The sequence below is a fragment of the Enterobacter sp. DNB-S2 genome, assembly GCF_019443845.1.
GTDB classification, from domain to species: domain Bacteria; phylum Pseudomonadota; class Gammaproteobacteria; order Enterobacterales; family Enterobacteriaceae; genus Enterobacter; species Enterobacter asburiae_B.
Genome location: NZ_CP050520.1, coordinates 208743 through 234979 on the forward strand (window position 1 = coordinate 208743; position 26237 = coordinate 234979).

A 26237-nucleotide genomic window follows, 5' to 3' on the forward strand; every position below is an offset into this window, starting at 1 on the left:
CTGCTCCGGCAGTGCCCACTCCAGAGTCATGGTTACTGAGGTTTCTTTATGTCCCATCGCCGCTCAGCCGTAAAAGGATCGCTATCCTTTTCTCATCCCGCGGTCCGCGCCTGGCTATTCCAGATTATTGCTATTGTTGCGGTTGTTCTCATCGCCGTGTATCTCATCCATAACACCATCACCAACCTGAATAACCGCGGCATTACTTCCGGTTTCGCGTTTTTAGATCGCAGCGCGGGGTTTGGTATTGTTCAGCACCTTATTGATTACCAGGAAGGTGACACGTACGGACGCGTGTTCGTGGTCGGTTTACTGAATACGCTATTGGTATCGGCGCTTTGTATCGTCTTCGCGTCGATACTGGGCTTCTTTATTGGCCTGGCGCGTCTTTCTGAAAACTGGCTTCTGCGGAAACTGTCGACTGTTTACATCGAGACGTTCCGCAATATCCCCCCGCTCCTGCAGATCTTCTTCTGGTATTTCGCCGTACTGCGTAACCTTCCCGGTCCCCGCCAGGCCGTCGACGCGTTTGAGCTGTTTTTCCTGAGTAACCGTGGGTTGTCCATTCCTTCTCCTCAGCCGGGTGAAGGGCTGTACGCTTTTATCGGCGCGATTGTGATAGCGCTTGCGCTCTCTGCGGGGGTATTCCGTTTTAACCGCAAGCATCAGATCAAAACCGGTCAGCTTCGTAGAACCTGGCCCACGGCAGTTGTCCTGATCGTTAGCCTGCCGCTAATTGCACACTGGCTGTTCGGGGCCGCTTTGCACTGGGATATTCCACATCTGCGGGGCTTTAACTTTCAGGGCGGGATGGTATTAATTCCCGAGTTGGCAGCCCTGACGCTGGCGCTGTCGATTTATACGTCCGCGTTTATCGCAGAGATTATCCGTGCAGGGATCCAGGCCGTTCCTTATGGACAGCATGAGGCGGCACGCTCGCTGGGATTACCCCATACCGTGACGCTTCGCCAGGTCATCATTCCGCAGGCTTTACGGGTCATCATTCCACCCCTGACCAGCCAGTATCTCAATATTGTCAAAAACTCGTCGCTGGCCGCTGCGATTGGTTATCCGGATATGGTGTCACTCTTCGCCGGAACCGTGCTTAACCAGACCGGACAAGCCATTGAAACCATCGCCATCACGATGTCTGTCTATCTGATCATCAGCCTGGTGATTTCACTGCTGATGAACCTTTATAACCGCCGTATAGCACTGGTCGAGCGCTAAGGATCTATGATGACAAAAGCGATACTGTCGCACTCCTCGCGCCCTGCCAACTCGACAGTTGGACGTTTCATTCTGTGGGCGCGTAAGAATCTGTTCTCCAACTGGAGTAACAGCCTGCTGACGATTGTCTGCCTGTGGCTCATGTGGGAATTGATTCCTCCCCTGCTGAACTGGGCGTTTTTACAGGCCAACTGGGTCGGTTCAACCCGAGCTGACTGCACAAAAGCCGGCGCCTGCTGGGTGTTTATTCATGAGCGCTTCGGCCAGTTCATGTATGGATTGTATCCCCATGAACAGCGCTGGCGGATAAATCTGGCGCTGGTTATCGGCCTGCTCTCTGTCGCGGCTATGTTCTGGAAAAAGCTGCCACATCTTGGACGCTATATTGCTGCCTGGGCCGTAGTTTATCCGATTATTGTCTGGGTACTGTTGTATGGCGGTTTCCTGGGACTGGAACGCGTTGAAACACGCCAGTGGGGCGGGCTGACGCTGACGCTGATTATCGCTTCAGTGGGGATAGCCGGTGCTTTACCGTGGGGGATTTTACTGGCCCTAGGACGGCGTTCAAAAATGCCGATCGTCCGCGTGCTCTCCGTTATCTTCATTGAGTTCTGGCGCGGCGTACCGCTTATCACCGTGTTGTTTATGTCGTCGGTCATGCTGCCGCTGTTTATGGCAGAGGGAACAACCATCGACAAGCTGATCCGAGCCCTGGTGGGGGTGATTCTCTTCCAGTCCGCCTATGTCGCTGAAGTTGTACGTGGTGGTCTGCAAGCGTTGCCTAAAGGTCAGTACGAAGCGGCGGAATCACTGGCTCTCGGTTACTGGAAAACGCAGGGACTGGTCATTCTCCCACAAGCACTCAAGCTGGTCATTCCGGGTCTGGTCAACACGATCATTGCCCTCTTCAAGGATACCAGCCTGGTGATCATTATCGGATTGTTCGATCTCTTTAGCAGCGTGCAACAGGCAACAGTTGACCCTGTCTGGCTGGGTATGTCCACCGAAGGATATGTCTTTGCTGCCCTGATCTACTGGATCTTTTGTTTTAGCATGTCGCGCTACAGCCAGCATCTGGAAAAGCGCTTTAACACCGGGCGTACACCGCACTGAGGAAATTATGAGCCAAATAACTATGACACCCGCCGACGCGATGATTACGCTGGAAAATGTGAATAAATGGTACGGACAATTTCATGTCCTGAGGGACATTAATCTTAAGGTAAAGCAGGGAGAACGCATCGTCCTTTGCGGCCCTTCGGGCTCCGGAAAATCCACAACAATTCGCTGTATTAATCATCTTGAAGAACATCATCAAGGACGCATTGTGGTTGATGGTATCGAGCTGAATGAAGATATCCGCAATATCGAACGCGTACGTCAGGAAGTAGGAATGGTATTTCAGCACTTTAATCTGTTTCCGCACCTGACCGTTCTGCAGAACTGTACGCTTGCGCCGATTTGGGTACGAAAGATGCCGAAAAAGGAAGCGGAGGCGTTGGCAATGCACTACCTGGAACGCGTACGTATCGCAGAGCATGCCAATAAGTTCCCTGGCCAGATATCGGGTGGCCAACAGCAGCGTGTGGCTATCGCCCGTTCGCTGTGTATGAAGCCGAAAATTATGTTGTTTGATGAACCGACATCTGCCCTCGATCCGGAAATGGTGAAAGAGGTTCTGGACACCATGATTGGGCTGGCACAATCCGGTATGACCATGCTCTGTGTGACGCATGAGATGGGGTTTGCGCGAACCGTGGCCGACCGGGTGATCTTTATGGACCGCGGCGAGATTGTTGAACAGGCGCCGCCGGATGAGTTCTTTGCCCATCCGAAGTCAGAACGTACGCGAGCATTCCTGTCACAGGTAATTCATTAGGTGTTTGCTCTGCCGGGTGGAGGCTTCGCCTTACCCGGCCTACCTTTTTTCGCCCATAAACGCAAAAAGGCCATCCTTTCGGATGGCCTTTTCACTTATTTGATGTCTGGCAGTTCCCTACTCTCACATGGGGAGACCCCACACTACCATCGGCGCTACGGCGTTTCACTTCTGAGTTCGGCATGGGGTCAGGTGGGACCACCGCGCTAAAGCCGCCAGACAAATTCTTTTACTTCTTGCCGAACTTTAACCTAAGTATAAAGTGGTGCTGATACCCAGAGTCGAACTGGGGACCTCACCCTTACCAAGGGTGCGCTCTACCAACTGAGCCATATCAGCACGCTAAATTTGATGCCTGGCAGTTCCCTACTCTCACATGGGGAGACCCCACACTACCATCGGCGCTACGGCGTTTCACTTCTGAGTTCGGCATGGGGTCAGGTGGGACCACCGCGCTAAAGCCGCCAGGCAAATTCTGTTAATCTGTATCAGGCTGAAAATCGTGTCTCTCTCTTCGCCGAAACAGCTTCGGCGTTGTAAGGTTAAGCCTCACGGTTCATTAGTATCGGTTAGCTCAACGCATCGCTGCGCTTACACACCCGACCTATCAACGTCGTAGTCTTCAACGTTCCTTCAGGACCCTTAAAGGGTCAGGGAGAACTCATCTCGGGGCAAGTTTCGTGCTTAGATGCTTTCAGCACTTATCTTTTCCGCATTTAGCTACCGGGCAGTGCCATTGGCATGACAACCCGAACACCAGTGATGCGTCCACTCCGGTCCTCTCGTACTAGGAGCAGCCCCCCTCAATTCTCCAGCGCCCACGGCAGATAGGGACCGAACTGTCTCACGACGTTCTAAACCCAGCTCGCGTACCACTTTAAATGGCGAACAGCCATACCCTTGGGACCTACTTCAGCCCCAGGATGTGATGAGCCGACATCGAGGTGCCAAACACCGCCGTCGATATGAACTCTTGGGCGGTATCAGCCTGTTATCCCCGGAGTACCTTTTATCCGTTGAGCGATGGCCCTTCCATTCAGAACCACCGGATCACTATGACCTGCTTTCGCACCTGCTCGAGCCGTCACTCTCGCAGTCAAGCTAGCTTATGCCATTGCACTAACCTCCTGATGTCCGACCAGGATTAGCTAACCTTCGTGCTCCTCCGTTACTCTTTGGGAGGAGACCGCCCCAGTCAAACTACCCACCAGACACTGTCCGCAACCCGGATCACGGGTCTACGTTAGAACACCAGCCATTAAAGGGTGGTATTTCAAGGTTGGCTCCACGCAGACTGGCGTCCACGCTTCAAAGCCTCCCACCTATCCTACACATCAAGGACCAGTGTTCAGTGTCAAGCTATAGTAAAGGTTCACGGGGTCTTTCCGTCTTGCCGCGGGTACACTGCATCTTCACAGCGAGTTCAATTTCACTGAGTCTCGGGTGGAGACAGCCTGGCCATCATTACGCCATTCGTGCAGGTCGGAACTTACCCGACAAGGAATTTCGCTACCTTAGGACCGTTATAGTTACGGCCGCCGTTTACCGGGGCTTCGATCAAGAGCTTCGCGTTGCCGCTAACCCCATCAATTAACCTTCCGGCACCGGGCAGGCGTCACACCGTATACGTCCACTTTCGTGTTTGCACAGTGCTGTGTTTTTAATAAACAGTTGCAGCCAGCTGGTATCTTCGACTGATTTCAGCTCCACCCGCAGGGGCTTCACCTACATATCAGCGTGCCTTCTCCCGAAGTTACGGCACCATTTTGCCTAGTTCCTTCACCCGAGTTCTCTCAAGCGCCTTGGTATTCTCTACCTGACCACCTGTGTCGGTTTGGGGTACGATTTCGTGTTACCTGATGCTTAGAGGCTTTTCCTGGAAGCAGGGCATTTGTTACTTCAGCACCGTAGTGCCTCGTCATCACACCTCAGCGTTAATAAGGTACCGGATTTACCTGGAACCTCCGCCTACATGCTTAAACCGGGACAACCGTCGCCCGGCTAACATAGCCTTCTCCGTCCCCCTTCGCAGTAACACCAAGTACAGGAATATTAACCTGTTTCCCATCGACTACGCCTTTCGGCCTCGCCTTAGGGGTCGACTCACCCTGCCCCGATTAACGTTGGACAGGAACCCTTGGTCTTCCGGCGAGCGGGCTTTTCACCCGCTTTATCGTTACTTATGTCAGCATTCGCACTTCTGATACCTCCAGCATGCCTCACAGCACACCTTCAACGGCTTACAGAACGCTCCCCTACCCAACAACGCCTAAGCGTCGCTGCCGCAGCTTCGGTGCATGGTTTAGCCCCGTTACATCTTCCGCGCAGGCCGACTCGACCAGTGAGCTATTACGCTTTCTTTAAATGATGGCTGCTTCTAAGCCAACATCCTGGCTGTCTGTGCCTTCCCACATCGTTTCCCACTTAACCATGACTTTGGGACCTTAGCTGGCGGTCTGGGTTGTTTCCCTCTTCACGACGGACGTTAGCACCCGCCGTGTGTCTCCCGTGATAACATTCTTCGGTATTCGTAGTTTGCATCGGGTTGGTAAGCCGGGATGGCCCCTAGCCGAAACAGTGCTCTACCCCCGAAGATGAGTTCACGAGGCGCTACCTAAATAGCTTTCGGGGAGAACCAGCTATCTCCCGGTTTGATTGGCCTTTCACCCCAGCCACAAGTCATCCGCTAATTTTTCAACATTAGTCGGTTCGGTCCTCCAGTTAGTGTTACCCAACCTTCAACCTGCCCATGGCTAGATCACCGGGTTTCGGGTCTATACCCTGCAACTTAACGCCCAGTTAAGACTCGGTTTCCCTTCGGCTCCCCTATACGGTTAACCTTGCTACAGAATATAAGTCGCTGACCCATTATACAAAAGGTACGCAGTCACACCACAAGGGTGCTCCCACTGCTTGTACGTACACGGTTTCAGGTTCTTTTTCACTCCCCTCGCCGGGGTTCTTTTCGCCTTTCCCTCACGGTACTGGTTCACTATCGGTCAGTCAGGAGTATTTAGCCTTGGAGGATGGTCCCCCATATTCAGACAGGATACCACGTGTCCCGCCCTACTCTTCGAGTTCACAGCCTGTGTGCTTTCGTGTACGGGACTGTCACCCTGTACCGTGCGACTTTCCAGACGCTTCCACTAACACACAAGCTGATTCAGACTCTGGGCTGCTCCCCGTTCGCTCGCCGCTACTGGGGAATCTCGGTTGATTTCTTTTCCTCGGGGTACTTAGATGTTTCAGTTCCCCCGGTTCGCCTCGTTAACCTATGTATTCAGTTAACGATAGTGCAACGAATTGCACTGGGTTTCCCCATTCGGACATCGCCGGGTCAAAGGTTCATATCACCTCGCCGGCGCTTTTCGCAGATTAGCACGTCCTTCATCGCCTCTGACTGCCAGGGCATCCACCGTGTACGCTTAGTCGCTTAACCTCACAACCCGAAGATGTTTCACTTCTGATTGCGAAAATTTGAGAGACTCGAACACACATAACATGTGTGTCGTTTCAATTTTCAGCTTGATCCAGATTTTTAAAGAGCAAATATCTCAAACGTCACCCGAAGATGAGTTTTGAGATACTGAGGCAGGTGACTTTCACTCACGAACCAGCAAGTGGCGTCCCCTAGGGGATTCGAACCCCTGTTACCGCCGTGAAAGGGCGGTGTCCTGGGCCTCTAGACGAAGGGGACACTGAAGTCTCAATCGCAAGACGCCTTGCTATTTACTTTTCATCAGACAATCTGTGTGGACACTACAAAGGCAGGTTCTTTAAGGTAAGGAGGTGATCCAACCGCAGGTTCCCCTACGGTTACCTTGTTACGACTTCACCCCAGTCATGAATCACAAAGTGGTAAGCGCCCTCCCGAAGGTTAAGCTACCTACTTCTTTTGCAACCCACTCCCATGGTGTGACGGGCGGTGTGTACAAGGCCCGGGAACGTATTCACCGTAGCATTCTGATCTACGATTACTAGCGATTCCGACTTCATGGAGTCGAGTTGCAGACTCCAATCCGGACTACGACGCACTTTATGAGGTCCGCTTGCTCTCGCGAGGTCGCTTCTCTTTGTATGCGCCATTGTAGCACGTGTGTAGCCCTACTCGTAAGGGCCATGATGACTTGACGTCATCCCCACCTTCCTCCAGTTTATCACTGGCAGTCTCCTTTGAGTTCCCGGCCTAACCGCTGGCAACAAAGGATAAGGGTTGCGCTCGTTGCGGGACTTAACCCAACATTTCACAACACGAGCTGACGACAGCCATGCAGCACCTGTCTCAGAGTTCCCGAAGGCACCAATCCATCTCTGGAAAGTTCTCTGGATGTCAAGAGTAGGTAAGGTTCTTCGCGTTGCATCGAATTAAACCACATGCTCCACCGCTTGTGCGGGCCCCCGTCAATTCATTTGAGTTTTAACCTTGCGGCCGTACTCCCCAGGCGGTCGACTTAACGCGTTAGCTCCGGAAGCCACGCCTCAAGGGCACAACCTCCAAGTCGACATCGTTTACGGCGTGGACTACCAGGGTATCTAATCCTGTTTGCTCCCCACGCTTTCGCACCTGAGCGTCAGTCTTTGTCCAGGGGGCCGCCTTCGCCACCGGTATTCCTCCAGATCTCTACGCATTTCACCGCTACACCTGGAATTCTACCCCCTCTACAAGACTCTAGCCTGCCAGTTTCGAATGCAGTTCCCAGGTTGAGCCCGGGGATTTCACATCCGACTTGACAGACCGCCTGCGTGCGCTTTACGCCCAGTAATTCCGATTAACGCTTGCACCCTCCGTATTACCGCGGCTGCTGGCACGGAGTTAGCCGGTGCTTCTTCTGCGGGTAACGTCAATCGACAAGGTTATTAACCTTATCGCCTTCCTCCCCGCTGAAAGTACTTTACAACCCGAAGGCCTTCTTCATACACGCGGCATGGCTGCATCAGGCTTGCGCCCATTGTGCAATATTCCCCACTGCTGCCTCCCGTAGGAGTCTGGACCGTGTCTCAGTTCCAGTGTGGCTGGTCATCCTCTCAGACCAGCTAGGGATCGTCGCCTAGGTGAGCCGTTACCCCACCTACTAGCTAATCCCATCTGGGCACATCTGATGGCAAGAGGCCCTAAGGTCCCCTCTTTGGTCTTGCGACGTTATGCGGTATTAGCTACCGTTTCCAGTAGTTATCCCCCTCCATCAGGCAGTTTCCCAGACATTACTCACCCGTCCGCCGCTCGTCACCCGAGAGCAAGCTCTCTGTGCTACCGCTCGACTTGCATGTGTTAGGCCTGCCGCCAGCGTTCAATCTGAGCCATGATCAAACTCTTCAATTTAAGTTTGATGCTCGTGAATTAAACTTCGTAATGAATTACGTATGTTCACTCAGAGACTTGGTATTCATTTTTCGTCTTGCGACGTTAAGAATCCATGTCACTTTGAGTGCCCACACAGATTGTCTGATAAATTGTTAAAGAGCAGTGCAACGCGGCTTTCGCTCACCGTTGCGAGGTGGCGTATATTACGCTTTCCTCTTTCAGAGTCAACCCGTTATTTCAGAATTTTTCTCTTCAACCGAACCGCTTGTTGTGTGAAGTGATTCACATCCGCCGTGTCGATGGAGGCGCATTATAGGGATCCCATTTTTTAGCACAAGTATTTTTTAGATCTTTTTTTCCGACTGCTGATTTTCCGCGCTTTTCGCTGAAATCCCGCCCGATCTGCTTAAATATTGACGTATTTTGCCTTGCCGCGATCCATTAATATGATCAAAGTCTTCTGTATAGCGCTCATTGTTAGAGGTAGATATGCCCGCAGTATTACGTCCTTATAAAGATCTGTTCCCCCCAAAAGGCGATCGCGTGATGATCGATGCCAGCAGCGTGGTGATCGGCGATGTCCGAATGGCCGATGATGTCAGCATCTGGCCCCTCGTCGCCATCAGGGGAGATGTTAACTATGTGTCGATTGGCGCCCGTACCAATATTCAGGACGGTAGCGTTCTGCATGTCACGCACAAATCCTCCTATAACCCGGACGGTAATCCCCTCATCATTGGAGAAGAGGTTACCGTCGGCCATAAAGTGATGCTTCACGGCTGCACTATCGGGAATCGCGTACTTGTTGGCATGGGGTCGATTTTGCTGGATGGCGTCATAGTAGAAGATGACGTAATGATTGGTGCCGGTAGCCTGGTCCCGCAGAACAAACGGCTGGAGAGTGGCTATCTCTATCTGGGAAGCCCGGTAAAACAGATCCGCCCCCTGAAGGAGGCGGAGATCGAAGGATTAAAATACTCGGCGAACAACTACGTTAACTGGAAGAATGACTATTTGGATCAGGACAACCAAACCCAGCCCTGATCGTCTTCCTGCTGTTCGCGGATTAAATCGCTGGCTTCCTCTTCCAGATCCCAGCGATTTTCACAAAATATCGCTATCGGGTCTGAACCGCCAAAACGGCGCAACAGCGTCTCCCCATGAATGGCACAGGTAAGTTGCATCCCCTGCACCAGCACCGGAAAACAGACCGCTTGTTTAGTCTCATCCCAGTTCTCTCTGTCCGGGAAATGGATAGCCTGGTTCACGCCGAAAGCTCCTGCTTTAACTTTTCAATGACAGGTTCGACCGCAGGCAACACGCCATGCCAGAGCAGCACCGCATGCGCGGCCTGACCCACCAGCATTCCCAGTCCATCGGCTAACTGCTTCGCGCCGTGTTGTTCACACCAGTTAAGGAAAGGCGTTTTCCCTTTCTGATAAAACATGTCATAGAAGTACATATGCGCGCTGACCAGAGAAGCAGGAATTAACGGGATCTCGCCATTGATGCCGCTGGACGTGGCATTGATGACAAGATCGAACTCACGATCGGCAAGATCGTCAAGCGCTACCGCGCTCACGCTGCCGGTATGCTCAAACAACGCCGCCAGCGCTTCCGCGCGGGAAAAGGTTCTGTTGGTAATGGTCACCGCACAGTCCAGTGAAAGCAGAGGCAACAGTACTCCCCGCGATGCGCCACCCGCACCAATCAGCAGGACCCGAAACCCGGGCTTAATAAACGACAGTCGTTCCAGATCGCTAAGTAAACCAATTCCGTCGGTGTTGTCACCCAAAAGGCGCCCATCCTCAAGCCGTTTTAGGGTATTGACTGCACCAGCCAGTGAAGCGCGCTCGGTCAGTTCATCCGCACGTTCAAAGGCTTCCTCTTTAAAAGGAACCGTCACATTCGCGCCTTTACCGCCCGCGGCGAAAAAAGCCTCCAGCGTTGGAATAAATGCATCCACCGGGGCCAGTACGCGACCATAGGGATGATTTATCTGCAGCTGCTTCGCAAATTGCTGATGGATCAACGGTGACTTGCTGTGTGCAATCGGATTACCAAAAACAGCATAGGTTTCCATGAGATTACCCCTGGCGAAAACGTTCGCCGGTCAAGGCGTCGCGAATTTCAGACGGATTCAGGCGCCCTCCCGTTTCACCGACAGCGACTGGGAAGTCATTCCCGAACTGCGCCAATACTTCTTCGGTTGTCCGACAAGGTGGCAATCCGGTCAGGTTGGCGCTGGTTGAGACCAGCGGTTTACCAAATGCCAGGCAAAGTTCAACCACCAGCGGATGGTCAGTTACGCGAACGGCGAGGGAATCAAAACGTCCGGTTAACCAGCGAGGCGTAGTCGGCTGCGCCGGGAAAACGAAGGTCACCGGGCCAGGCCACGCGGAGAAGATCGTCTCGCGCTGCGCCGGCGTCAGCATGGAGTCATCGATATAGGGTTTAAGCTGCTCATAATTCGCAGCGATCAAAATCAGCCCTTTCTCGACGGGTCTTTGTTTTAAGGCAAGCAGTCGGCTTACGGCCGTCTCGCTGTCAGGATCGCAACCGACTCCAAAAACAGCTTCAGTTGGATAGGCGATGACTTCTTCTTTTTTCAGTACGTCCACAGCATGCGCAATGGAGCCTGATGGCAGGTTATTATTCACTATTTTGATCCGCCGTAACCGGCTTTCCACATTGTTTACTGGCGCAGAAGCGTTTCATGCCTTGCGCGGTTTTCTTCTCTATAAGTAGCGGATAATTGCAATGAGGGCAGGTTCCCGCTACCGGTTTAAAATTGATAACGAACTGGCATTCAGGGTAGCGATCGCACGAATGGAAAGTCTTACCATAACGGGAACGGCGCTGTACCAACTGACCGCGCTGACACTGAGGGCACGCAATTGCCGTTTCATCAGGCTTATCAATTTGTTCCGTATGCTCACATTCCGGGTAGCGGCTACATCCAATAAACATGCCGAATCGCCCCTGCCGCAGGGCTAATTCACCACCGCAGAGTGGGCAATACTGACCCTCCAGAATTTTAACGATATGTCCATCCGCCTGGCTTTTCAGGGGACGGACATAATCACATTCCGGATAGTGTGAACAACCGAGAAACGGGCCGTGTTTCCCGGACCGAATAACAAGTTCAGCCCCGCACTGCGGGCAGGGCTCGTTTTTATGCACCGTGAATAGTGCTGATTTGGCCATAACAACTCTTGGTGCTGCACATTGAATTAGTGCAGCATACCTTCATTCACTTCAAAGAGTAATTCTTCCATTTGCTGATAGGCGTTTTCACAGCCCGGGATATTAAACAGAACCATCAGGATCACCCACTTGAGATCTTCCAGTTCAAATTCTGCTGTATCCAGCGCCATGACGCGCTCTATCACCATTTCTCTCGTTTCGAGGTTCAGCACCTGAATCTGCTCAAGGAATAAGATGAACCCCCGGCAGCTGGCGTCCAGCCTTTCACACTCTTCCGCTGTATAAATGCGTACTGACAATGGGTCAGAAGCAAGCTGCATCGGTTCGGCGAGGCCTTCCTGATAATCAGCAAGTTTTTCCAGCCACATCAACGCATTATAGATATCTTCCCGCTCAAACCCCGCATCGGTAAGATCCTGTGTCAATTTGTCCTGATCCACTCGCATTTCTGCTTCGTTATGGATGTAAGTCTCAAACAAATACATCAGTACGTCGAACATGGCATGCCCTCCTTAATCGGACATAGCCGCCGGGTACAGCTGCGATCCACCCTGCTAACTCCAGTTCGAGTAGCTGTGCTACCGTTACTGGCACAGGTTGGCCGGCACGTTCAGCGACAACGTCAACAGGTGTTACCTCATCTCCTACGTTAGCCAGGAGCTTGGGAAATGGCAATGCCACCTTTCCCTGATCTGATGAATATTGTCGCTTTTCGGGATCTTCCTGCAGCCATTGCAACCCATATTGCAAATTTTCAAGAATATCTCCTACTTCCGTTACCGGCGTTGCCCCTTGCTTAATCAGCCAGTGGGGCCCCTCGCATCCGGGATTACCTATCGGTCCAGGCAAGGCGAAGACTTCTCTTCCCTGTTCGAGCGCGCATCGCGCCGTGACCAGCGAACCGCTTCGGCGCGCCGCTTCAACCACCAGCACACCTTTGCTGAGCCCGCTGATAATCCGATTCCGACGCGGAAAGTTTGCCGGCCTGGGCTGTGCGGAAAGCGGAAATTCAGACACTATCGCGCCGTCAGATTCAATAAGCCGCATCGCCAGTGCCTGATGCCGGCGCGGATAAATGCTAAAAAGACCGTTCCCCAGCACCGCTACGCTTCGTCCCTTAACTGACAGCGCCGCGCTGTGGGCTACGCCGTCAATACCGCAGGCCAGCCCGCTGGTGATCGTGAAACCGCTTTGAGAAAGTTGTTCGCACAGGATTTTCCCCCATCGCTCGCCGTACCATGACGGCGCACGACTACCTACCACCGCCAGCTGAATGGTATTAAGCGCCTCAGGATTACCTTTTATGAATAACGCCCCGGGATAATCAGGGATCGTGCGGAGCAAAGGGGGATATAGGGGATGGTTGGGCGTTAATAAATGATGTCCCGGCTGCTCAAGCCACACAAGACTACGTTCCAGCTCGCTCTCATCGAGTGCAAAGAACCGTTCAGCCTGCTTTGCTGTCAGCCCGGCCTCTCTGACCACGAGCACGTTGAGGTGTTCCAGCTTCTGCAGTCGCGCAGCCGCTTCCAGCATTACATCACCACATAGAGACCCTGTGTGTATTAGCCGTAGCCATATCTCGGTAGACGTCATCCTTTCCCCTGCCATAAGCGGCCTCCGCAATCATTGCGATTGGTCACTGATGCTGTCAATCGATGGGGGATTTGTCTAGAATAGAGAGAGTATTCTTATCAACTCCTGAACACGACTCTGGAAATTTATGGCAGTTTTGCAAGTGTTACATATTCCGGACGAGCGCCTTCGCATCGTCGCTGAACCGGTCAAAGAAGTGAATGCAGAAATCCAGCGTATCGTTGATGATATGTTCGATACCATGTACGCCGAAGAAGGTATTGGCCTGGCGGCGACGCAGGTGGATATTCATAAGCGTATTATCGTGATTGATGTTTCCGAAAATCGCGATGAGCGTCTGGTGCTGATCAACCCTGAGCTGCTCGAAAAGAGTGGCGAAACCGGTATTGAGGAAGGCTGTCTGTCCATTCCTGAACAGCGCGCTTTAGTACCGCGTGCCGAAAAGGTGAAAATTCGCGCGCTGGATCGTGACGGTAACCCGTTCGAACTGGAAGCAGACGACCTGCTGGCGATTTGTATTCAGCATGAGATGGATCACCTGGTCGGTAAACTGTTTATCGATTATCTCTCGCCGCTGAAACAGCAGCGTATTCGTCAAAAAGTAGAGAAACTGGATCGTTTGCGTTCTCGCGCATAACGTCCCCCCGGATACAAGGATCATCGTGTCTAAAACACTACGTATTATCTTCGCGGGAACCCCTGATTTTGCAGCGCGTCATCTTGACGCGCTGTTATCTTCTGGTCACCAGGTTGTTGGCGTCTTTACCCAGCCTGACCGTCCGGCAGGTCGCGGTAAAAAACTGATGCCGAGCCCGGTAAAGGTGCTGGCAGAAGAGCATGGGCTACCCGTTTTCCAGCCCGCATCGTTACGCCCACAGGAAAATCAGCAGCTGGTTGCTGACCTGAATGCCGACGTAATGGTGGTGGTGGCTTACGGTTTAATTCTGCCGAAAGCTGTGCTCGATATGCCTCGCCTGGGGTGCATCAACGTGCACGGGTCTCTGCTTCCGCGCTGGCGTGGTGCTGCACCTATCCAGCGCTCGCTGTGGGCAGGTGATGCCGAAACGGGCGTTACCATTATGAAGATGGACGTAGGTTTAGACACCGGCGATATGCTGTATAAACTGGCGTGCCCCATAACGTCAGACGATACCAGCGCTACGCTGTATGACAAACTGGCAGACCTTGGCCCACAAGGGCTTATCGAGACGCTCCAGCAGCTTGCTGACAATACGGCGAAACCGGAAGTTCAGGATGACGCGCTGGTGACTTATGCCGAAAAACTGAGCAAAGAAGAAGCGCGGATAGACTGGTCCCTGTCAGCCGCGCAGCTTGAACGCTGCATTCGCGCTTTTAATCCGTGGCCAATGAGCTGGATGGAGATTGATGAGCAGCCGGTGAAAGTCTGGAAAGCTTCCGTCATTAGCGGTACTACCACGGCTGAACCCGGTACGATTGTTGACGCCAACAAGAACGGAATTCAGGTGGCGACTGGGCAAGGGATCCTCAATCTTGAATCGCTACAACCGGCTGGTAAGAAGGCCATGAGCGCTCAGGATCTGTTAAATTCCCGTCGCGAATGGTTTATTCCGGGCAATCGTCTTGCCTGAGCAAATCTATCCTTAAGGCCCGGTGTTTCCGGGCATTTTTATTTTTACGGTTATGAAAAAACAAAATCTACGCAGTATGGCGGCTCAGGCCGTTGAGCAGGTTATCGAGCAGGGCCAGTCACTAAGTAACGTCCTGCCTCCCCTGCAACAAAAAGTATCGGATAAAGACAAAGCCCTGCTTCAGGAGCTCTGCTTTGGCGTTCTGCGCACGCTTTCTCAGCTTGAGTGGCTGATTAACAAGCTGATGTCACGCCCAATGACAGGCAAGCAGCGCACCGTACACTATTTGATTATTGTGGGTTTTTATCAGCTTCTTCATACCCGCATCCCACCTCATGCCGCGCTGGCTGAGACGGTTGAAGGCGCCGTTGCGATTAAACGCCCTCAGCTGAAAGGTCTGATCAACGGCGTACTGCGTCAGTTCCAGAGACAGCAGGAAGAGCTTCTGGCTGAATTTGCCCAAAGCGAAGCACGTTTTCTGCACCCGGACTGGCTGTTGAGGCGCCTGAAAAAAGCTTATCCACAGCAGTGGGAGGAGATTGCCGATGCCAACAACCAGCGCCCGCCAATGTGGCTACGCGTGAATCGTAATCACCACACTCGTGACGCATGGCTGGCATTACTTGAAGAAGCTGGAATGAGTGGATTCCCGCATCAAGCCTATCCGGATGCTGTACGTCTGGCCTCACCGGCACCGGTACATGCATTACCCGGTTTTGATGAAGGCTGGGTAACCGTACAGGATGCCTCGGCTCAGGGTTGCATGACCTGGCTTGAACCCAAAAATGGTGAGCAGATCCTCGATCTTTGCGCCGCGCCTGGGGGCAAAACGACGCATATTCTTGAAGTGGCTCCGCAGGCCAGCGTGATGGCAGTGGACGTCGATGAACAGCGTCTCTCACGCGTCTACGACAACCTCAAGCGTCTCGGCATGAAGGCTCAGGTTAAGCAGGGCGATGGACGCAAACCCGCAGAATGGTGTGGTGAAACCCAGTTCGATCGCATTTTGCTGGATGCTCCCTGCTCTGCAACCGGTGTTATTCGTCGTCATCCTGACATCAAGTGGCTACGCCGCGATCGTGATATTAAGGAACTTGCCCAACTGCAATCCGACATTCTCGACGCCATTTGGCCGCATCTTAAGCCTGGTGGAACGCTGGTCTATGCAACCTGCTCCGTGCTGCCGGAAGAAAACAGCCAGCAAATCACGGCCTTCCTTAAACGTACGCCGGACGCCGCGCTGCGCGATACGGGAACGCCTGAATCCCCGGGTCTGCAGAACCTGCCGGGTGCTGAAGAGGGTGATGGCTTCTTTTACGCTAAGCTAATCAAAGAGTGATGTTGAGAACAGGTCACGAGATATGAAGATTATCATTCTGGGTGCAGGACAGGTGGGCGGAACGCTGGCGGAAAACCTGGTTGGCGAAAACAACGACATCACAATTGTTGATACCAACGGCGATCGTCTGCGTGTCTTACAGGACAAGTTTGACCTGCGCGTGGTACAGGGTCATGGTTCGCACCCCCGTGTTCTTCGTGAAGCGGGCGCCGACGATGCCGACATGCTGGTTGCGGTAACCAGTTCTGACGAAACCAATATGGTGGCCTGTCAGGTGGCCTACTCGCTTTTCAACACGCCAAACCGAATTGCGCGCATTCGCTCTCCGGACTATGTTCGCGATGCTGAAAAACTGTTTAATTCCGAAGCGGTCCCCATTGACCACCTCATCGCGCCAGAACAGCTGGTTATCGACAATATCTATCGCCTGATCGAATATCCGGGCGCCCTGCAGGTAGTGAACTTTGCCGAGGGCAAAGTGAGCCTGGCAGTAGTTAAGGCCTATTACGGCGGACCATTGATCGGCAATGCGCTTTCTACCATGCGCGAGCACATGCCGCATATCGATACGCGCGTCGCAGCGATTTTCCGTCACGACAGGCCAATTCGCCCGCAAGGCTCCACGATTGTCGAAGCCGGTGATGAGGTCTTCTTTATTGCGGCCTCACAGCATATTCGTGCGGTGATGAGTGAACTTCAGCGTCTCGAAAAACCCTATAAACGCATTATGCTGGTCGGCGGTGGCAATATCGGTGCCGGTCTGGCACATCGGCTGGAAAAAGATTACAGCGTGAAGTTGATCGAGCGCGATCAACAGCGTGCTGCTGAACTGGCGGAAAAACTGCAAAATACGATCGTATTTTATGGTGATGCGTCGGATCAGGAGCTACTGGCTGAAGAGCATATTGATCAGGTTGATCTCTTTATTGCCGTCACCAACGACGACGAGGCGAATATAATGTCCGCCATGCTCGCGAAGCGCATGGGGGCTAAAAAAGTCATGGTGCTTATCCAGCGTAAGGCGTATGTCGATCTGGTTCAGGGCAGCGTTATTGATATTGCCATTTCCCCTCAGCAGGCGACAATTTCCGCTCTCCTGAGCCATGTTCGTAAAGCGGATATTGTCGGTGTGTCATCGCTTCGCCGTGGCGTAGCGGAAGCTATTGAAGCCGTGGCTCATGGAGATGAAACGACGTCGCGCGTCGTCGGCCGTTCGATCGACGAAATTAAACTGCCGCCAGGCACGATTATCGGCGCCGTTGTGCGCGGGAATGATGTCATGATTGCCAATGATAATTTACGAATTGAGCAAGGCGATCACGTTATTATGTTCCTTACCGATAAAAAGTTTATTACCGACGTCGAACGTTTATTCCAGCCAAGTCCATTCTTCCTTTAAAGAAATGGGTGCTCGAGTAAGAGCACCCTTACTTTATCCTTTTCATTTCTGTGCCTTTTATTTTTCATAATGTTTAATTATCCCGAATGGCAATTGGCTAATCATTTGTTAAACTTAAACTCGTCAGCTGGCACAAGGAGAGAACAATGAGTTTTATTAAAGAATTTCGCGAATTTGCGATGCGCGGGAACGTGGTAGATTTGGCAGTGGGTGTCATTATTGGTGCGGCATTCGGCAAGATTGTTTCATCATTAGTGGCCGACATTATCATGCCACCTTTAGGGTTGTTAATCGGCGGCATTGATTTCAAACAGTTCGCTTTCACGTTGCGTGAAGCGCAGGGTGATGTTCCGGCAGTAGTGATGCACTACGGCGTATTTATTCAGAACGTATTTGATTTTGTGATTGTCGCGTTTGCCATATTTATGGCCATCAAGCTGATCAACAGGCTCAACCGTAAAAAAGAAGAGCCGGCTGCAGCACCTGCGCCAACGAAAGAAGAAGTGCTGTTGAGTGAGATCCGCGATCTGTTAAAAGAGCAAAATAACCGCGTCTAATCAACAGATAAAAGCAGGAAGGCCAGTGGTAAATAAGCGATTCGCTTGCTTGCCACTGGCCTCCCAGTTACCCCGTTTTTCATGTTTGTCTTTACGCAGATAACTTCCTTTCCCTTTTTTATTCTTCTCAACGCGCTGCCTGAATAACGGGTCGTGAAGTAACGCCTCAATGGCATTGTCCTTAATTTGTCCTTTCGTGTGCTGATAGCGGCTCATAACGTCTCCAGAGCAGGGTTTATGACGAAGCGAGTCTAGACCCGGTTGAACTAAAAATCAACAGCCCTGCGTTTCTCCACTCGCTCCCTGTTCAAGGGCTTCGAGAATTGAACAGTAAATGCTGCTGTGGGCCGTACCGCAGCAGGCATCATTCAGCCTTTGCAGAGAGCGCTGCATGGTTTGCAGTTCCTGTATACGCGCTTCAACTTCATCCAGCCGGGCCTGCACGATGCTTTTAGATTCCTGGCAGGTGTGATGTTCCGGATCGATGCGGATCGATAATAACTCACGGATCGAATCCAGTGTAAAACCGAGCTGACGCGCATAACGAATAAACCGCAGGCGCTGCAGATCGTTATCGGTATAAAGGCGAAAGCCTCCTTCAGTCCGAACTTCATGATCGATCATCTGCTGCTTTTCGTAATATCGGATAGTATCCGGCGTGACGTTCGCAAGCTTCGCAAGTTCACCGATGCGGTACATAACTACTCCTCGCTTATTTTCTGCATCAATCTTTCACCGTATTCACCGCGCAGAAAATCAGTGTTCATCCCAGCCTGGCGCAGCTTGAGTTCAAGCAGGGCGAGGCGGCGGCTAAGTTCAGAATGTCGTGGATCGTCATGGCGGATCCCTTTGAGAAGATCGGCCAGTTCAACAGCCTCTCTGCGCTGTTCGAGCTCCGGGGGGAGACAGCCCGCATTTTTCAGCAAACGGTATCCAGCCCGTAATTCCGGTGCGATGTGCGAGTCATCGTCAAGCGCAAGGCGTTCGCCGCTCCCGGGGAGATCGTCGAATTCACCTTTTTTTTGGGCATCGCGAATATGGCGTTCTGCCCACTGGTCGAGCAACCACATTACCAGCTCCAGGAGATGAACAGAATTGATACAGACATTGTAGAGAAGTGGGGATATCGCGGATATAAAAAAACCCGCCGGAGCGGGTTTTTTTACGTTACTGCAGATTACTCTGCAGCAGCTTCTGCTTTCTCTGAACGATCAACCAGCTCGATGTAAGCCATCGGCGCGTTGTCGCCTGCACGGAAACCACACTTCAGAATGCGAGTGTAACCACCGGCACGGCTCGCGAAACGCGGGCCCAGTTCGTTAAACAGTTTTGCCACGATCTCGTTATCACGAGTACGGGCGAATGCCAGACGACGATTAGCAACGCTGTCAGTCTTGGCAAGAGTAATCAGCGGCTCAACTACGCGACGCAGCTCTTTCGCTTTAGGCAGGGTCGTCTTGATGATCTCATGACGAACCAGTGAACCTGCCATGTTGCGGAACATAGCCTGGCGATGGCTGCTGTTGCGGTTCAGTTGACGACCACTCTTACGATGGCGCATGACCTTATCCTTCTCAGTAAAACCTTAACCTGTGATCCGGTTACTCGTCAGCAATGCTTGCTGGTGGCCAGTTTTCCAGGCGCATGCCCAGAGACAGACCACGTGAAGCCAGCACGTCTTTAATCTCGGTAAGAGATTTTTTACCCAGGTTCGGCGTTTTCAGCAACTCAACCTCGGTACGCTGTACCAGATCACCGATATAGTGGATAGCTTCTGCCTTGAGGCAGTTAGCAGAGCGGACAGTCAATTCGAGATCGTCAACAGGGCGCAGCAGGATCGGATCGAATTCTGGTTTCTCTTCTTTCACTTCCGGCTGACGTACATCACGTAAGTCAACGAAAGCTTCCAGTTGTTCTGCCAGGATGGTCGCCGCACGACGAATCGCCTCTTCAGGATCGATTGTGCCGTTGGTTTCCATTTCGATGACCAGCTTGTCCAGGTCGGTACGCTGTTCTACACGCGCTGCTTCAACATTGTAGGCAATACGCTCTACAGGGCTATAGCATGCGTCGACCAGCAGACGGCCGATTGGGCGCTCATCTTCTTCCGAATGAATTCGGGCAGAAGCCGGCACATAACCACGACCGCGCTGAACTTTGATACGCATGCTAATAGCTGCGTTCTCATCGGTCAGGTGGCAGATCACGTGCTGCGGCTTGACGATTTCAACATCACCGTCGTGGGTGATGTCGGCTGCAGTCACAGGGCCAATGCCAGATTTATTCAGAGTAAGAATAACTTCATCTTTACCCTGAACTCTCACCGCCAGCCCTTTCAGGTTGAGCAGGATTTCAAGGATATCTTCCTGAACGCCTTCTTTGGTGCTGTACTCATGAAGTACACCATCAATCTCAACCTCGGTCACCGCGCAACCCGGCATCGATGAGAGCAGAATACGGCGCAGTGCGTTACCCAGAGTATGGCCAAAGCCACGCTCTAAAGGCTCAAGGGTCACCTTGGCGTGCGTCGAACTCACTTGCTCGATATCTACCAGGCGCGGTTTTAGAAACTCTGTCACAGAACCCTGCATTGTGTCCTCTCTTTGGTACTAAGCTTTACTTGGAGTAAAGCTCGACGATCAGGTGTTCGTTAATGTCCGCAGACAGATCAGAACGTTCTGGCTGACGCTTGAACGTACCTTCCATCTTGCCAGCATCAACTTCCAGCCAGGTTGGCTTTTCACGCTGCTCAGCCAGCTCCAGAGCGGCCTTCACGCGAGATTGCTTTTTCGCTTTCTCACGAATGCTAACAACGTCATTCGCTTTAACCTGATAAGAAGCGATGTTAACAACACGACCGTTTACCATGATTGCTTTGTGGCTAACCAGCTGACGTGATTCAGCACGAGTAGCGCCGAAGCCCATACGGTATACAACGTTGTCCAGACGACCTTCCAGCAGAGCCAGCAGGTTTTCACCTGTGTTGCCTTTCAGACGTGCTGCTTCTTTATAGTAGTTACGGAACTGACGCTCCAGCACACCGTACATACGGCGAACTTTTTGCTTTTCACGCAACTGCACACCATAGTCAGACAGACGCGGTTTACGCGCACCGTGCTGGCCAGGAGCTTGTTCAATTTTACACTTGGTATCGATCGCGCGAACGCCAGACTTAAGGAATAAGTCGGTGCCCTCACGACGGCTCAGCTTGAGCTTAGGACCCAAATATCTTGCCATTTTCTATCTCCAACTAACCTAAAAAACGGAGCGTTATACGCGACGTTTTTTCGGCGGACGACAACCGTTATGAGGGATCGGAGTCACATCAGTAATATTCGTGATGCGGAAACCAGCGGCGTTCAGAGCGCGAACAGTAGATTCACGACCCGGACCCGGACCTTTAACCATAACTTCCAGATTCTTGATGCCGTATTCTTTTACGGCTTCTGCGCAACGCTCTGCTGCAACCTGAGCTGCGAACGGAGTGGATTTGCGAGAACCACGGAAACCGGAACCACCGGCTGTTGCCCAACCCAATGCGTTACCCTGACGATCAGTAATAGTAACGATGGTGTTGTTGAAAGAAGCATGGATATGAGCCACGCCGTCAGAGACTTGTTTTCTTACACGTTTACGTGCACGAACTGGTGCCTTTGCCATTATTCAATCACCCCGATTATTTCTTGATCGGTTTGCGCGGACCCTTACGGGTACGTGCGTTGGTCTTAGTACGCTGACCGCGCACTGGCAGACCACGACGATGACGCAAACCGCGATAGCAACCAAGATCCATCAGGCGCTTGATGCTCATGCTGATTTCACGGCGCAGATCACCTTCAACGACAAATTTGGCAACTTCGTCACGCAGCGTGTCGATTTGTTCTTCAGACAGCTCACTGATCTTAACATCTTCAGCGATACCCGCTGCAGCCAGAATGGCTTTAGAACGGGTCTTGCCGACGCCGTAGATCGAAGTTAATGCGATCACAGCATGTTTCTGATCAGGAATGTTAATGCCTGCTATACGGGCCACTATGCACTCCTACTATTTAATATGTACGCACCATGCTGAAAAGCCCGTTTTCAGGATACTCAAATGGAAACGTACAGACATACAAAAGATTGGCTGGCTAATCTAGCCAGCTCAACCCAACTTTGCAAGAAAAATATGCGAAATAATCAGCCTTGGCGCTGTTTATGCTTCGGCTCGGCACTGCAAATCACACGGATGACACCATCACGCTTAACGATTTTGCAGTTACGGCATAATTTCTTGACGGAAGCACGAACTTTCATTTTTACTCTCCGTAACTTCTCAGGCGACCATTTAGCGGCCGTAGCCTTTCAGGTTCGCCTTCTTCAATGCAGACTCGTACTGACTGGACATCATCAGAGTTTGCACTTGAGCCATAAAGTCCATAATCACGACAACAACGATAAGCAGTGAGGTCCCACCGAAGTAGAACGGTACTTTCATTGCATCACGCATGAACTCCGGGATCAGGCAGATAAAAGTAATATAAAGCGCACCAACCAAAGTCAGGCGAGTCATTACTTTATCGATATACTTCGCCGTTTGCTCTCCCGGACGAATTCCTGGTACAAATGCACCGGACTTCTTCAGGTTATCTGCTGTTTCACGCGGGTTGAAGACCAACGCCGTGTAGAAGAAACAGAAGAAGATGATCGCAGACGCATAGAGTAACACATAAAGTGGTTGCCCAGGCTGCAAATACAGCGAAATTGTTGTCAGCCAGTTCCAACCAGTACCGCCCCCGAACCATGACGCGATGGTCGCCGGGAACAGAATAATACTGGAAGCGAAGATAGCCGGGATAACCCCCGCCATGTTCACTTTCAGCGGTAAATGTGTGCTCTGTGCAGCATAGACACGACGACCCTGCTGACGTTTAGCGTAGTTCACCACAATGCGGCGTTGACCACGTTCAACGAAGACAACAAAGAACGTCACTGCAAATACTAATACTGCAACCAACAGCAACAGGAGGAAGTGCAGGTCGCCTTGACGCGCTTGCTCGATAGTATGGGCGATGGCTGGCGGGAGGCCCGCAACAATACCGGCGAAGATAATGATAGAGATACCGTTACCGATACCACGCTCAGTAATCTGTTCGCCGAGCCACATCAGGAACATAGTCCCTGTGACCAGACTTACAACAGCGGTGAAGTAGAATGCAAAGCCCGGGTTTAACACCAGGCCCTGCATACCAGGCATATTCGGCAGACCGGTAGCAATACCGATCGACTGGAATATTGCCAGCACCAGAGTACCGTAACGGGTGTACTGACTAATCTTACGACGTCCAGACTCCCCTTCTTTCTTCAACTCTGCCAGGGCCGGATGAACGACCGTCAGCAGCTGGATAATAATAGATGCCGAAATGTACGGCATAATACCCAATGCAAAGATAGAAGCACGGCTGAGGGCACCACCAGAGAACATGTTGAACATTTCAATGATGGTACCTCGCTGTTGCTCAAGCAGTTTGGCAAGTACAGCGGCATCGATACCAGGGATCGGAATAAAAGAGCCAATACGGAACACAATCAGCGCGCCGATAACAAACAGCAGTCTGCGTTTCAGCTCACCAAATCCACCTTTGGCACTTTGAAAATCTAATCCCGGTTGCTTAGCCATCTGCTACTTATTCCTCAATTTTACCGCCAGCAGCTTCGATAGCAGCACGAGCACCTTTAGTAACACGCAGGCCACGAACAGTTACCGGAGTAGAAACTTCACCAGCCAGGATCACTTTCGCGAACTCGATCTGGATACCGATAATGTTTGCTGCTTTCAGCGTGTTCAGGTCTACAACGCCGCCTTCAACTTTCGCCAGGTCAGACAGACGGATTTCCGCTGTGATCGCTGCTTTGCGAGAGGTGAAGCCGAACTTCGGCAGACGACGGTACAGTGGCATCTGGCCACCCTCGAAACCGCGACGTACGCCACCGCCAGAACGAGAGTTCTGACCTTTGTGACCACGACCACCGGTTTTGCCGAGGCCAGAACCGATACCACGACCCAGGCGTTTACCCGCCTTTTTAGAGCCTTCGGCCGGAGACAGAGTATTTAAACGCATCTCTTACTCCTCAACTTTAACCATGAAGTAAACCGCGTTGACCATACCACGAACAGCAGGAGTATCCTCGCGCTCAACGGTATGACCAATACGACGCAGACCCAGGCCAAGCAGCGTTGCCTTGTGTTTCGGCAGACGACCGATTGCACTGCGGGTTTGAGTGATTTTAATAGTCTTTGCCATGGTCAATTACCCCAGAATTTCTTCAACGGATTTACCACGCTTGGCAGCGACCATTTCTGGAGAATTCATATTTTCCAGGCCATCAATAGTTGCACGAACCACGTTGATCGGGTTGGTGGAACCATATGCTTTGGCCAGAACGTTATGAACCCCAGCAACTTCCAGAACGGCGCGCATTGCACCACCGGCGATGATACCGGTACCTTCTGAAGCTGGCTGCATGAATACACGAGAACCCGTGTGAACACCTTTAACTGGGTGTTGCAGGGTACCGTTGTTCAGCGCGACGTTAATCATATTGCGACGGGCTTTTTCCATCGCTTTCTGGATCGCTGCTGGAACTTCACGCGCTTTACCGTAACCAAAACCAACGCGACCGTTACCATCGCCTACTACAGTCAGAGCTGTGAAGGAGAAAATACGACCACCTTTAACGGTTTTAGATACGCGGTTTACCGCGATCAGCTTTTCCTGCAGTTCGCCAGCCTGTTTTTCGATGTGAGCCATCTTACACCTCTACCTTAGAACTGAAGGCCAGCTTCACGGGCAGCATCTGCCAGTGCCTGGACACGACCATGATATTGGAACCCGGAACGGTCAAAGGAAACATTGCTGATGCCTTTTTCCAGAGCGCGTTCAGCAACAGCTTTACCTACAGCTGCAGCGGCGTCTTTGTTACCGGTGTACTTCAATTGTTCTGAGATAGCTTTTTCTACAGTAGAAGCAGCTACCAGAACTTCAGAACCGTTCGGTGCAATTACCTGTGCGTAAATATGACGCGGGGTACGATGTACCACCAGGCGAGTTGCACCCAGCTCTTTGAGCTTGCGGCGTGCGCGGGTCGCACGACGGATACGAGCAGATTTCTTATCCATAGTGTTACCTTACTTCTTCTTAGCCTCTTTGGTACGCACGACTTCGTCGGCGTAACGAACACCCTTGCCTTTGTAAGGCTCAGGACGACGGTAGGCGCGCAGATCTGCTGCAACCTGACCGATCAGCTGTTTATCAGCGCCTTTCAGCACGATTTCAGTTTGAGTCGGACATTCTGCAGTGATACCGGCCGGCAGCGGATGCTCAACAGGGTGTGAGAAGCCCAGAGACAGGCCTACTGCATTCCCTTTGATAGCTGCACGATAACCTACACCAACCAGCTGAAGCTTTTTAGTGAAGCCTTCGGTAACACCAACAACCATTGAGTTCAGCAGGGCACGCGCGGTACCAGCCTGAGCCCATCCATCCACGAAACCATCACGTGGACCGAAGGTCAGAGCGTTATCTGCATGTTTAACTTCAACAGCTTTGTTGAGGGTACGAGTCAGCTCGCCGTTTTTACCTTTGATCGTAATAACCTGACCGTCGATTTTTACATCAACGCCGGCAGGAATAACGACCGGTGCTTTAGCAACACGAGACATTCTTTCCTCCGATTAGGCTACGTAGCAGATAATTTCGCCACCAAGACCAGCCTGGCGCGCTGCACGATCAGTCATAACACCTTTAGAGGTAGAAACAACTGCGATACCAAGGCCAGCCATAACTTTTGGCAGCTCATCTTTTTTCTTATAGATGCGCAGGCCTGGGCGGCTGACACGCTGAATGCTTTCTACAACAGCTTTACCCTGGAAATACTTAAGAGTAAGTTCCAGTTCCGGCTTGGTGTCGCCTTCAACTTTAAAATCTTCGATAAAACCTTCTTCCTTCAGCACGTTGGCAATTGCCACTTTCAGCTTGGCGGAAGGCATGGTGACCGCAACTTTGTTCGCGGCCTGACCGTTACGGATACGGGTCAGCATATCCGCGATCGGATCTTGCATGCTCATCTGTCTTTACT

31 protein-coding genes, 2 tRNA genes and 4 rRNA genes are annotated in these 26237 nt (G+C 52.0%); 9 read left to right on the top strand and 28 right to left on the bottom strand.

Going from position 1 to position 26237, the window contains the following annotated elements; genetic code table 11:
• Positions 1-48 precede the first annotated feature (48 nt).
• From HB664_RS01055 to HB664_RS01065, 3 genes are read left to right on the top strand one after another with little or no spacing between them, the layout of a single operon-like run.
• Positions 49-1230, top strand: coding sequence for an amino acid ABC transporter permease (locus tag HB664_RS01055; protein WP_032639774.1), 1182 nt, complete (start codon positions 49-51; stop codon positions 1228-1230).
• Between the two features lie 9 nt (positions 1231-1239).
• The gene (locus HB664_RS01060) at positions 1240-2343 is read left to right on the top strand and encodes an amino acid ABC transporter permease (RefSeq protein WP_143347743.1); all 1104 of its coding nucleotides are present in this window, start codon (positions 1240-1242) and stop codon (positions 2341-2343) included.
• A 7-nt stretch (positions 2344-2350) separates the two neighbouring features.
• Positions 2351-3109: an amino acid ABC transporter ATP-binding protein gene (locus HB664_RS01065; RefSeq protein ID WP_219940278.1), complete on the top strand. Its 759-nt coding sequence runs from the start codon at positions 2351-2353 to the stop codon at positions 3107-3109.
• A gap of 104 nt (positions 3110-3213) precedes the next feature.
• On the opposite strand, the gene rrf (HB664_RS01070) is transcribed toward HB664_RS01065, so the two are convergent.
• From rrf (HB664_RS01070) to HB664_RS01095, 6 genes are all read right to left on the bottom strand, one after another.
• Positions 3214-3329 (bottom strand): 5S ribosomal RNA (gene rrf / locus HB664_RS01070).
• A gap of 43 nt (positions 3330-3372) precedes the next feature.
• A tRNA-Thr gene (locus tag HB664_RS01075) sits at positions 3373-3448 on the bottom strand.
• 14 nt (positions 3449-3462) lie between these two features.
• Positions 3463-3578 (bottom strand): 5S ribosomal RNA (gene rrf / locus HB664_RS01080).
• A gap of 69 nt (positions 3579-3647) precedes the next feature.
• Positions 3648-6548 (bottom strand): 23S ribosomal RNA (locus HB664_RS01085).
• Between the two features lie 182 nt (positions 6549-6730).
• A tRNA-Glu gene (locus tag HB664_RS01090) sits at positions 6731-6806 on the bottom strand.
• 85 nt (positions 6807-6891) lie between these two features.
• Positions 6892-8429 (bottom strand): 16S ribosomal RNA (locus HB664_RS01095).
• The 16S, 23S and 5S rRNA genes sit together here with 2 tRNA genes alongside, the layout of an rRNA operon.
• Positions 8430-8900: 471 nt before the next feature.
• On the opposite strand from HB664_RS01095, the gene HB664_RS01100 reads away from it, so the two are divergent.
• A complete protein-coding gene (locus HB664_RS01100; protein ID WP_219940279.1) occupies positions 8901-9455 on the top strand; it encodes a gamma carbonic anhydrase family protein in 555 nt (184 codons plus the stop codon).
• Here the strand turns inward: HB664_RS01100 and HB664_RS01105 are convergent.
• The 6 genes from HB664_RS01105 to dprA are packed head-to-tail and all read right to left on the bottom strand — an operon-like array spanning position 9431 to position 13214.
• Positions 9431-9679: a DUF1488 domain-containing protein gene (locus HB664_RS01105; protein ID WP_033146779.1), complete on the bottom strand. Its 249-nt coding sequence runs from the start codon at positions 9677-9679 to the stop codon at positions 9431-9433. The genes HB664_RS01100 and HB664_RS01105 overlap by 25 nt on opposite strands.
• Positions 9676-10494: a shikimate dehydrogenase gene (aroE, locus tag HB664_RS01110; protein ID WP_033146780.1), complete on the bottom strand. Its 819-nt coding sequence runs from the start codon at positions 10492-10494 to the stop codon at positions 9676-9678. The genes HB664_RS01105 and aroE overlap by 4 nt, the downstream gene beginning before the upstream one ends.
• A gap of 4 nt (positions 10495-10498) precedes the next feature.
• Positions 10499-11071: an L-threonylcarbamoyladenylate synthase type 1 TsaC gene (tsaC, locus tag HB664_RS01115; protein WP_033146781.1), complete on the bottom strand. Its 573-nt coding sequence runs from the start codon at positions 11069-11071 to the stop codon at positions 10499-10501.
• Positions 11064-11618: a type I DNA topoisomerase gene (locus HB664_RS01120; RefSeq protein ID WP_023309445.1), complete on the bottom strand. Its 555-nt coding sequence runs from the start codon at positions 11616-11618 to the stop codon at positions 11064-11066. Before HB664_RS01120 ends, tsaC begins: the two co-directional genes overlap by 8 nt.
• 26 nt (positions 11619-11644) lie before the next feature.
• Positions 11645-12118, bottom strand: coding sequence for a DUF494 family protein Smg (smg, locus tag HB664_RS01125; RefSeq protein ID WP_008503477.1), 474 nt, complete (start codon positions 12116-12118; stop codon positions 11645-11647).
• Entirely contained in the window at positions 12090-13214 is a 1125-nt protein-coding gene (gene dprA / locus HB664_RS01130; RefSeq protein WP_219940280.1) for a DNA-protecting protein DprA, read from the bottom strand. Before dprA ends, smg begins: the two co-directional genes overlap by 29 nt.
• A gap of 127 nt (positions 13215-13341) precedes the next feature.
• Here dprA and def point away from each other — a divergent pair, with 127 nt between their 5' ends.
• The 5 genes from def to mscL all read left to right on the top strand — a co-directional run bounded on the left by def (position 13342) and on the right by mscL (position 18119).
• Entirely contained in the window at positions 13342-13851 is a 510-nt protein-coding gene (gene def / locus HB664_RS01135; RefSeq protein ID WP_006812188.1) for a peptide deformylase, read from the top strand.
• A gap of 25 nt (positions 13852-13876) precedes the next feature.
• The gene (gene fmt / locus HB664_RS01140) at positions 13877-14824 is read left to right on the top strand and encodes a methionyl-tRNA formyltransferase (RefSeq protein ID WP_048977000.1); all 948 of its coding nucleotides are present in this window, start codon (positions 13877-13879) and stop codon (positions 14822-14824) included.
• Between the two features lie 52 nt (positions 14825-14876).
• Positions 14877-16163: a 16S rRNA (cytosine(967)-C(5))-methyltransferase RsmB gene (gene rsmB / locus HB664_RS01145; protein ID WP_219940281.1), complete on the top strand. Its 1287-nt coding sequence runs from the start codon at positions 14877-14879 to the stop codon at positions 16161-16163.
• Positions 16164-16185: 22 nt separating this feature from the next.
• On the top strand, positions 16186-17562 hold the full coding sequence (gene trkA, locus HB664_RS01150; RefSeq protein WP_008503482.1) for a Trk system potassium transporter TrkA: 1377 nt from the start codon (positions 16186-16188) through the stop codon (positions 17560-17562).
• A gap of 146 nt (positions 17563-17708) precedes the next feature.
• Complete coding sequence (gene mscL, locus HB664_RS01155) at positions 17709-18119, top strand: large-conductance mechanosensitive channel protein MscL (protein WP_023309449.1); 411 nt, start codon at positions 17709-17711, stop codon at positions 18117-18119.
• Here mscL and HB664_RS01160 read toward each other — a convergent pair whose 3' ends face one another.
• The 16 genes from HB664_RS01160 to rpsH all read right to left on the bottom strand — a co-directional run bounded on the left by HB664_RS01160 (position 18120) and on the right by rpsH (position 26226).
• Positions 18120-18335: an alternative ribosome-rescue factor A gene (locus tag HB664_RS01160; RefSeq protein WP_023333665.1), complete on the bottom strand. Its 216-nt coding sequence runs from the start codon at positions 18333-18335 to the stop codon at positions 18120-18122.
• Between the two features lie 57 nt (positions 18336-18392).
• The gene (gene zntR / locus HB664_RS01165) at positions 18393-18818 is read right to left on the bottom strand and encodes a Zn(2+)-responsive transcriptional regulator (protein WP_029740638.1); all 426 of its coding nucleotides are present in this window, start codon (positions 18816-18818) and stop codon (positions 18393-18395) included.
• Between the two features lie 2 nt (positions 18819-18820).
• Positions 18821-19189 (bottom strand): DUF1992 domain-containing protein, encoded by a 369-nt coding sequence (locus tag HB664_RS01170; RefSeq protein ID WP_219940282.1) that lies wholly within the window; start codon positions 19187-19189, stop codon positions 18821-18823.
• Between the two features lie 107 nt (positions 19190-19296).
• A complete protein-coding gene (rplQ, locus tag HB664_RS01175) occupies positions 19297-19680 on the bottom strand; it encodes a 50S ribosomal protein L17 (RefSeq protein WP_001216368.1) in 384 nt (127 codons plus the stop codon).
• A gap of 40 nt (positions 19681-19720) precedes the next feature.
• Entirely contained in the window at positions 19721-20710 is a 990-nt protein-coding gene (locus HB664_RS01180) for a DNA-directed RNA polymerase subunit alpha (protein ID WP_002919219.1), read from the bottom strand.
• Positions 20711-20735: 25 nt separating this feature from the next.
• Positions 20736-21356, bottom strand: a complete 621-nt coding sequence (gene rpsD, locus HB664_RS01185) for a 30S ribosomal protein S4 (protein WP_004868345.1) — start codon at positions 21354-21356, stop codon at positions 20736-20738.
• Between the two features lie 33 nt (positions 21357-21389).
• Positions 21390-21779, bottom strand: coding sequence for a 30S ribosomal protein S11 (rpsK, locus tag HB664_RS01190; protein ID WP_003863312.1), 390 nt, complete (start codon positions 21777-21779; stop codon positions 21390-21392).
• A 16-nt stretch (positions 21780-21795) separates the two neighbouring features.
• Complete coding sequence (gene rpsM / locus HB664_RS01195; protein WP_003863308.1) at positions 21796-22152, bottom strand: 30S ribosomal protein S13; 357 nt, start codon at positions 22150-22152, stop codon at positions 21796-21798.
• 146 nt (positions 22153-22298) lie between these two features.
• On the bottom strand, positions 22299-22415 hold the full coding sequence (gene rpmJ / locus HB664_RS01200) for a 50S ribosomal protein L36 (RefSeq protein ID WP_000868187.1): 117 nt from the start codon (positions 22413-22415) through the stop codon (positions 22299-22301).
• A 31-nt stretch (positions 22416-22446) separates the two neighbouring features.
• Positions 22447-23778, bottom strand: coding sequence for a preprotein translocase subunit SecY (secY, locus tag HB664_RS01205; protein ID WP_003863305.1), 1332 nt, complete (start codon positions 23776-23778; stop codon positions 22447-22449).
• Positions 23779-23785: 7 nt separating this feature from the next.
• Positions 23786-24220: a 50S ribosomal protein L15 gene (gene rplO / locus HB664_RS01210; RefSeq protein WP_003863304.1), complete on the bottom strand. Its 435-nt coding sequence runs from the start codon at positions 24218-24220 to the stop codon at positions 23786-23788.
• Between the two features lie 3 nt (positions 24221-24223).
• Complete coding sequence (gene rpmD, locus HB664_RS01215; protein WP_003863301.1) at positions 24224-24403, bottom strand: 50S ribosomal protein L30; 180 nt, start codon at positions 24401-24403, stop codon at positions 24224-24226.
• 6 nt (positions 24404-24409) lie between these two features.
• Entirely contained in the window at positions 24410-24910 is a 501-nt protein-coding gene (gene rpsE / locus HB664_RS01220; protein ID WP_003863299.1) for a 30S ribosomal protein S5, read from the bottom strand.
• Positions 24911-24924: 14 nt separating this feature from the next.
• Positions 24925-25278: a 50S ribosomal protein L18 gene (gene rplR, locus HB664_RS01225; protein WP_003863297.1), complete on the bottom strand. Its 354-nt coding sequence runs from the start codon at positions 25276-25278 to the stop codon at positions 24925-24927.
• A 9-nt stretch (positions 25279-25287) separates the two neighbouring features.
• The gene (rplF, locus tag HB664_RS01230) at positions 25288-25821 is read right to left on the bottom strand and encodes a 50S ribosomal protein L6 (protein WP_003863296.1); all 534 of its coding nucleotides are present in this window, start codon (positions 25819-25821) and stop codon (positions 25288-25290) included.
• 12 nt (positions 25822-25833) lie between these two features.
• Entirely contained in the window at positions 25834-26226 is a 393-nt protein-coding gene (gene rpsH / locus HB664_RS01235) for a 30S ribosomal protein S8 (RefSeq protein WP_006178918.1), read from the bottom strand.
• Positions 26227-26237: the final 11 nt, after the last annotated feature.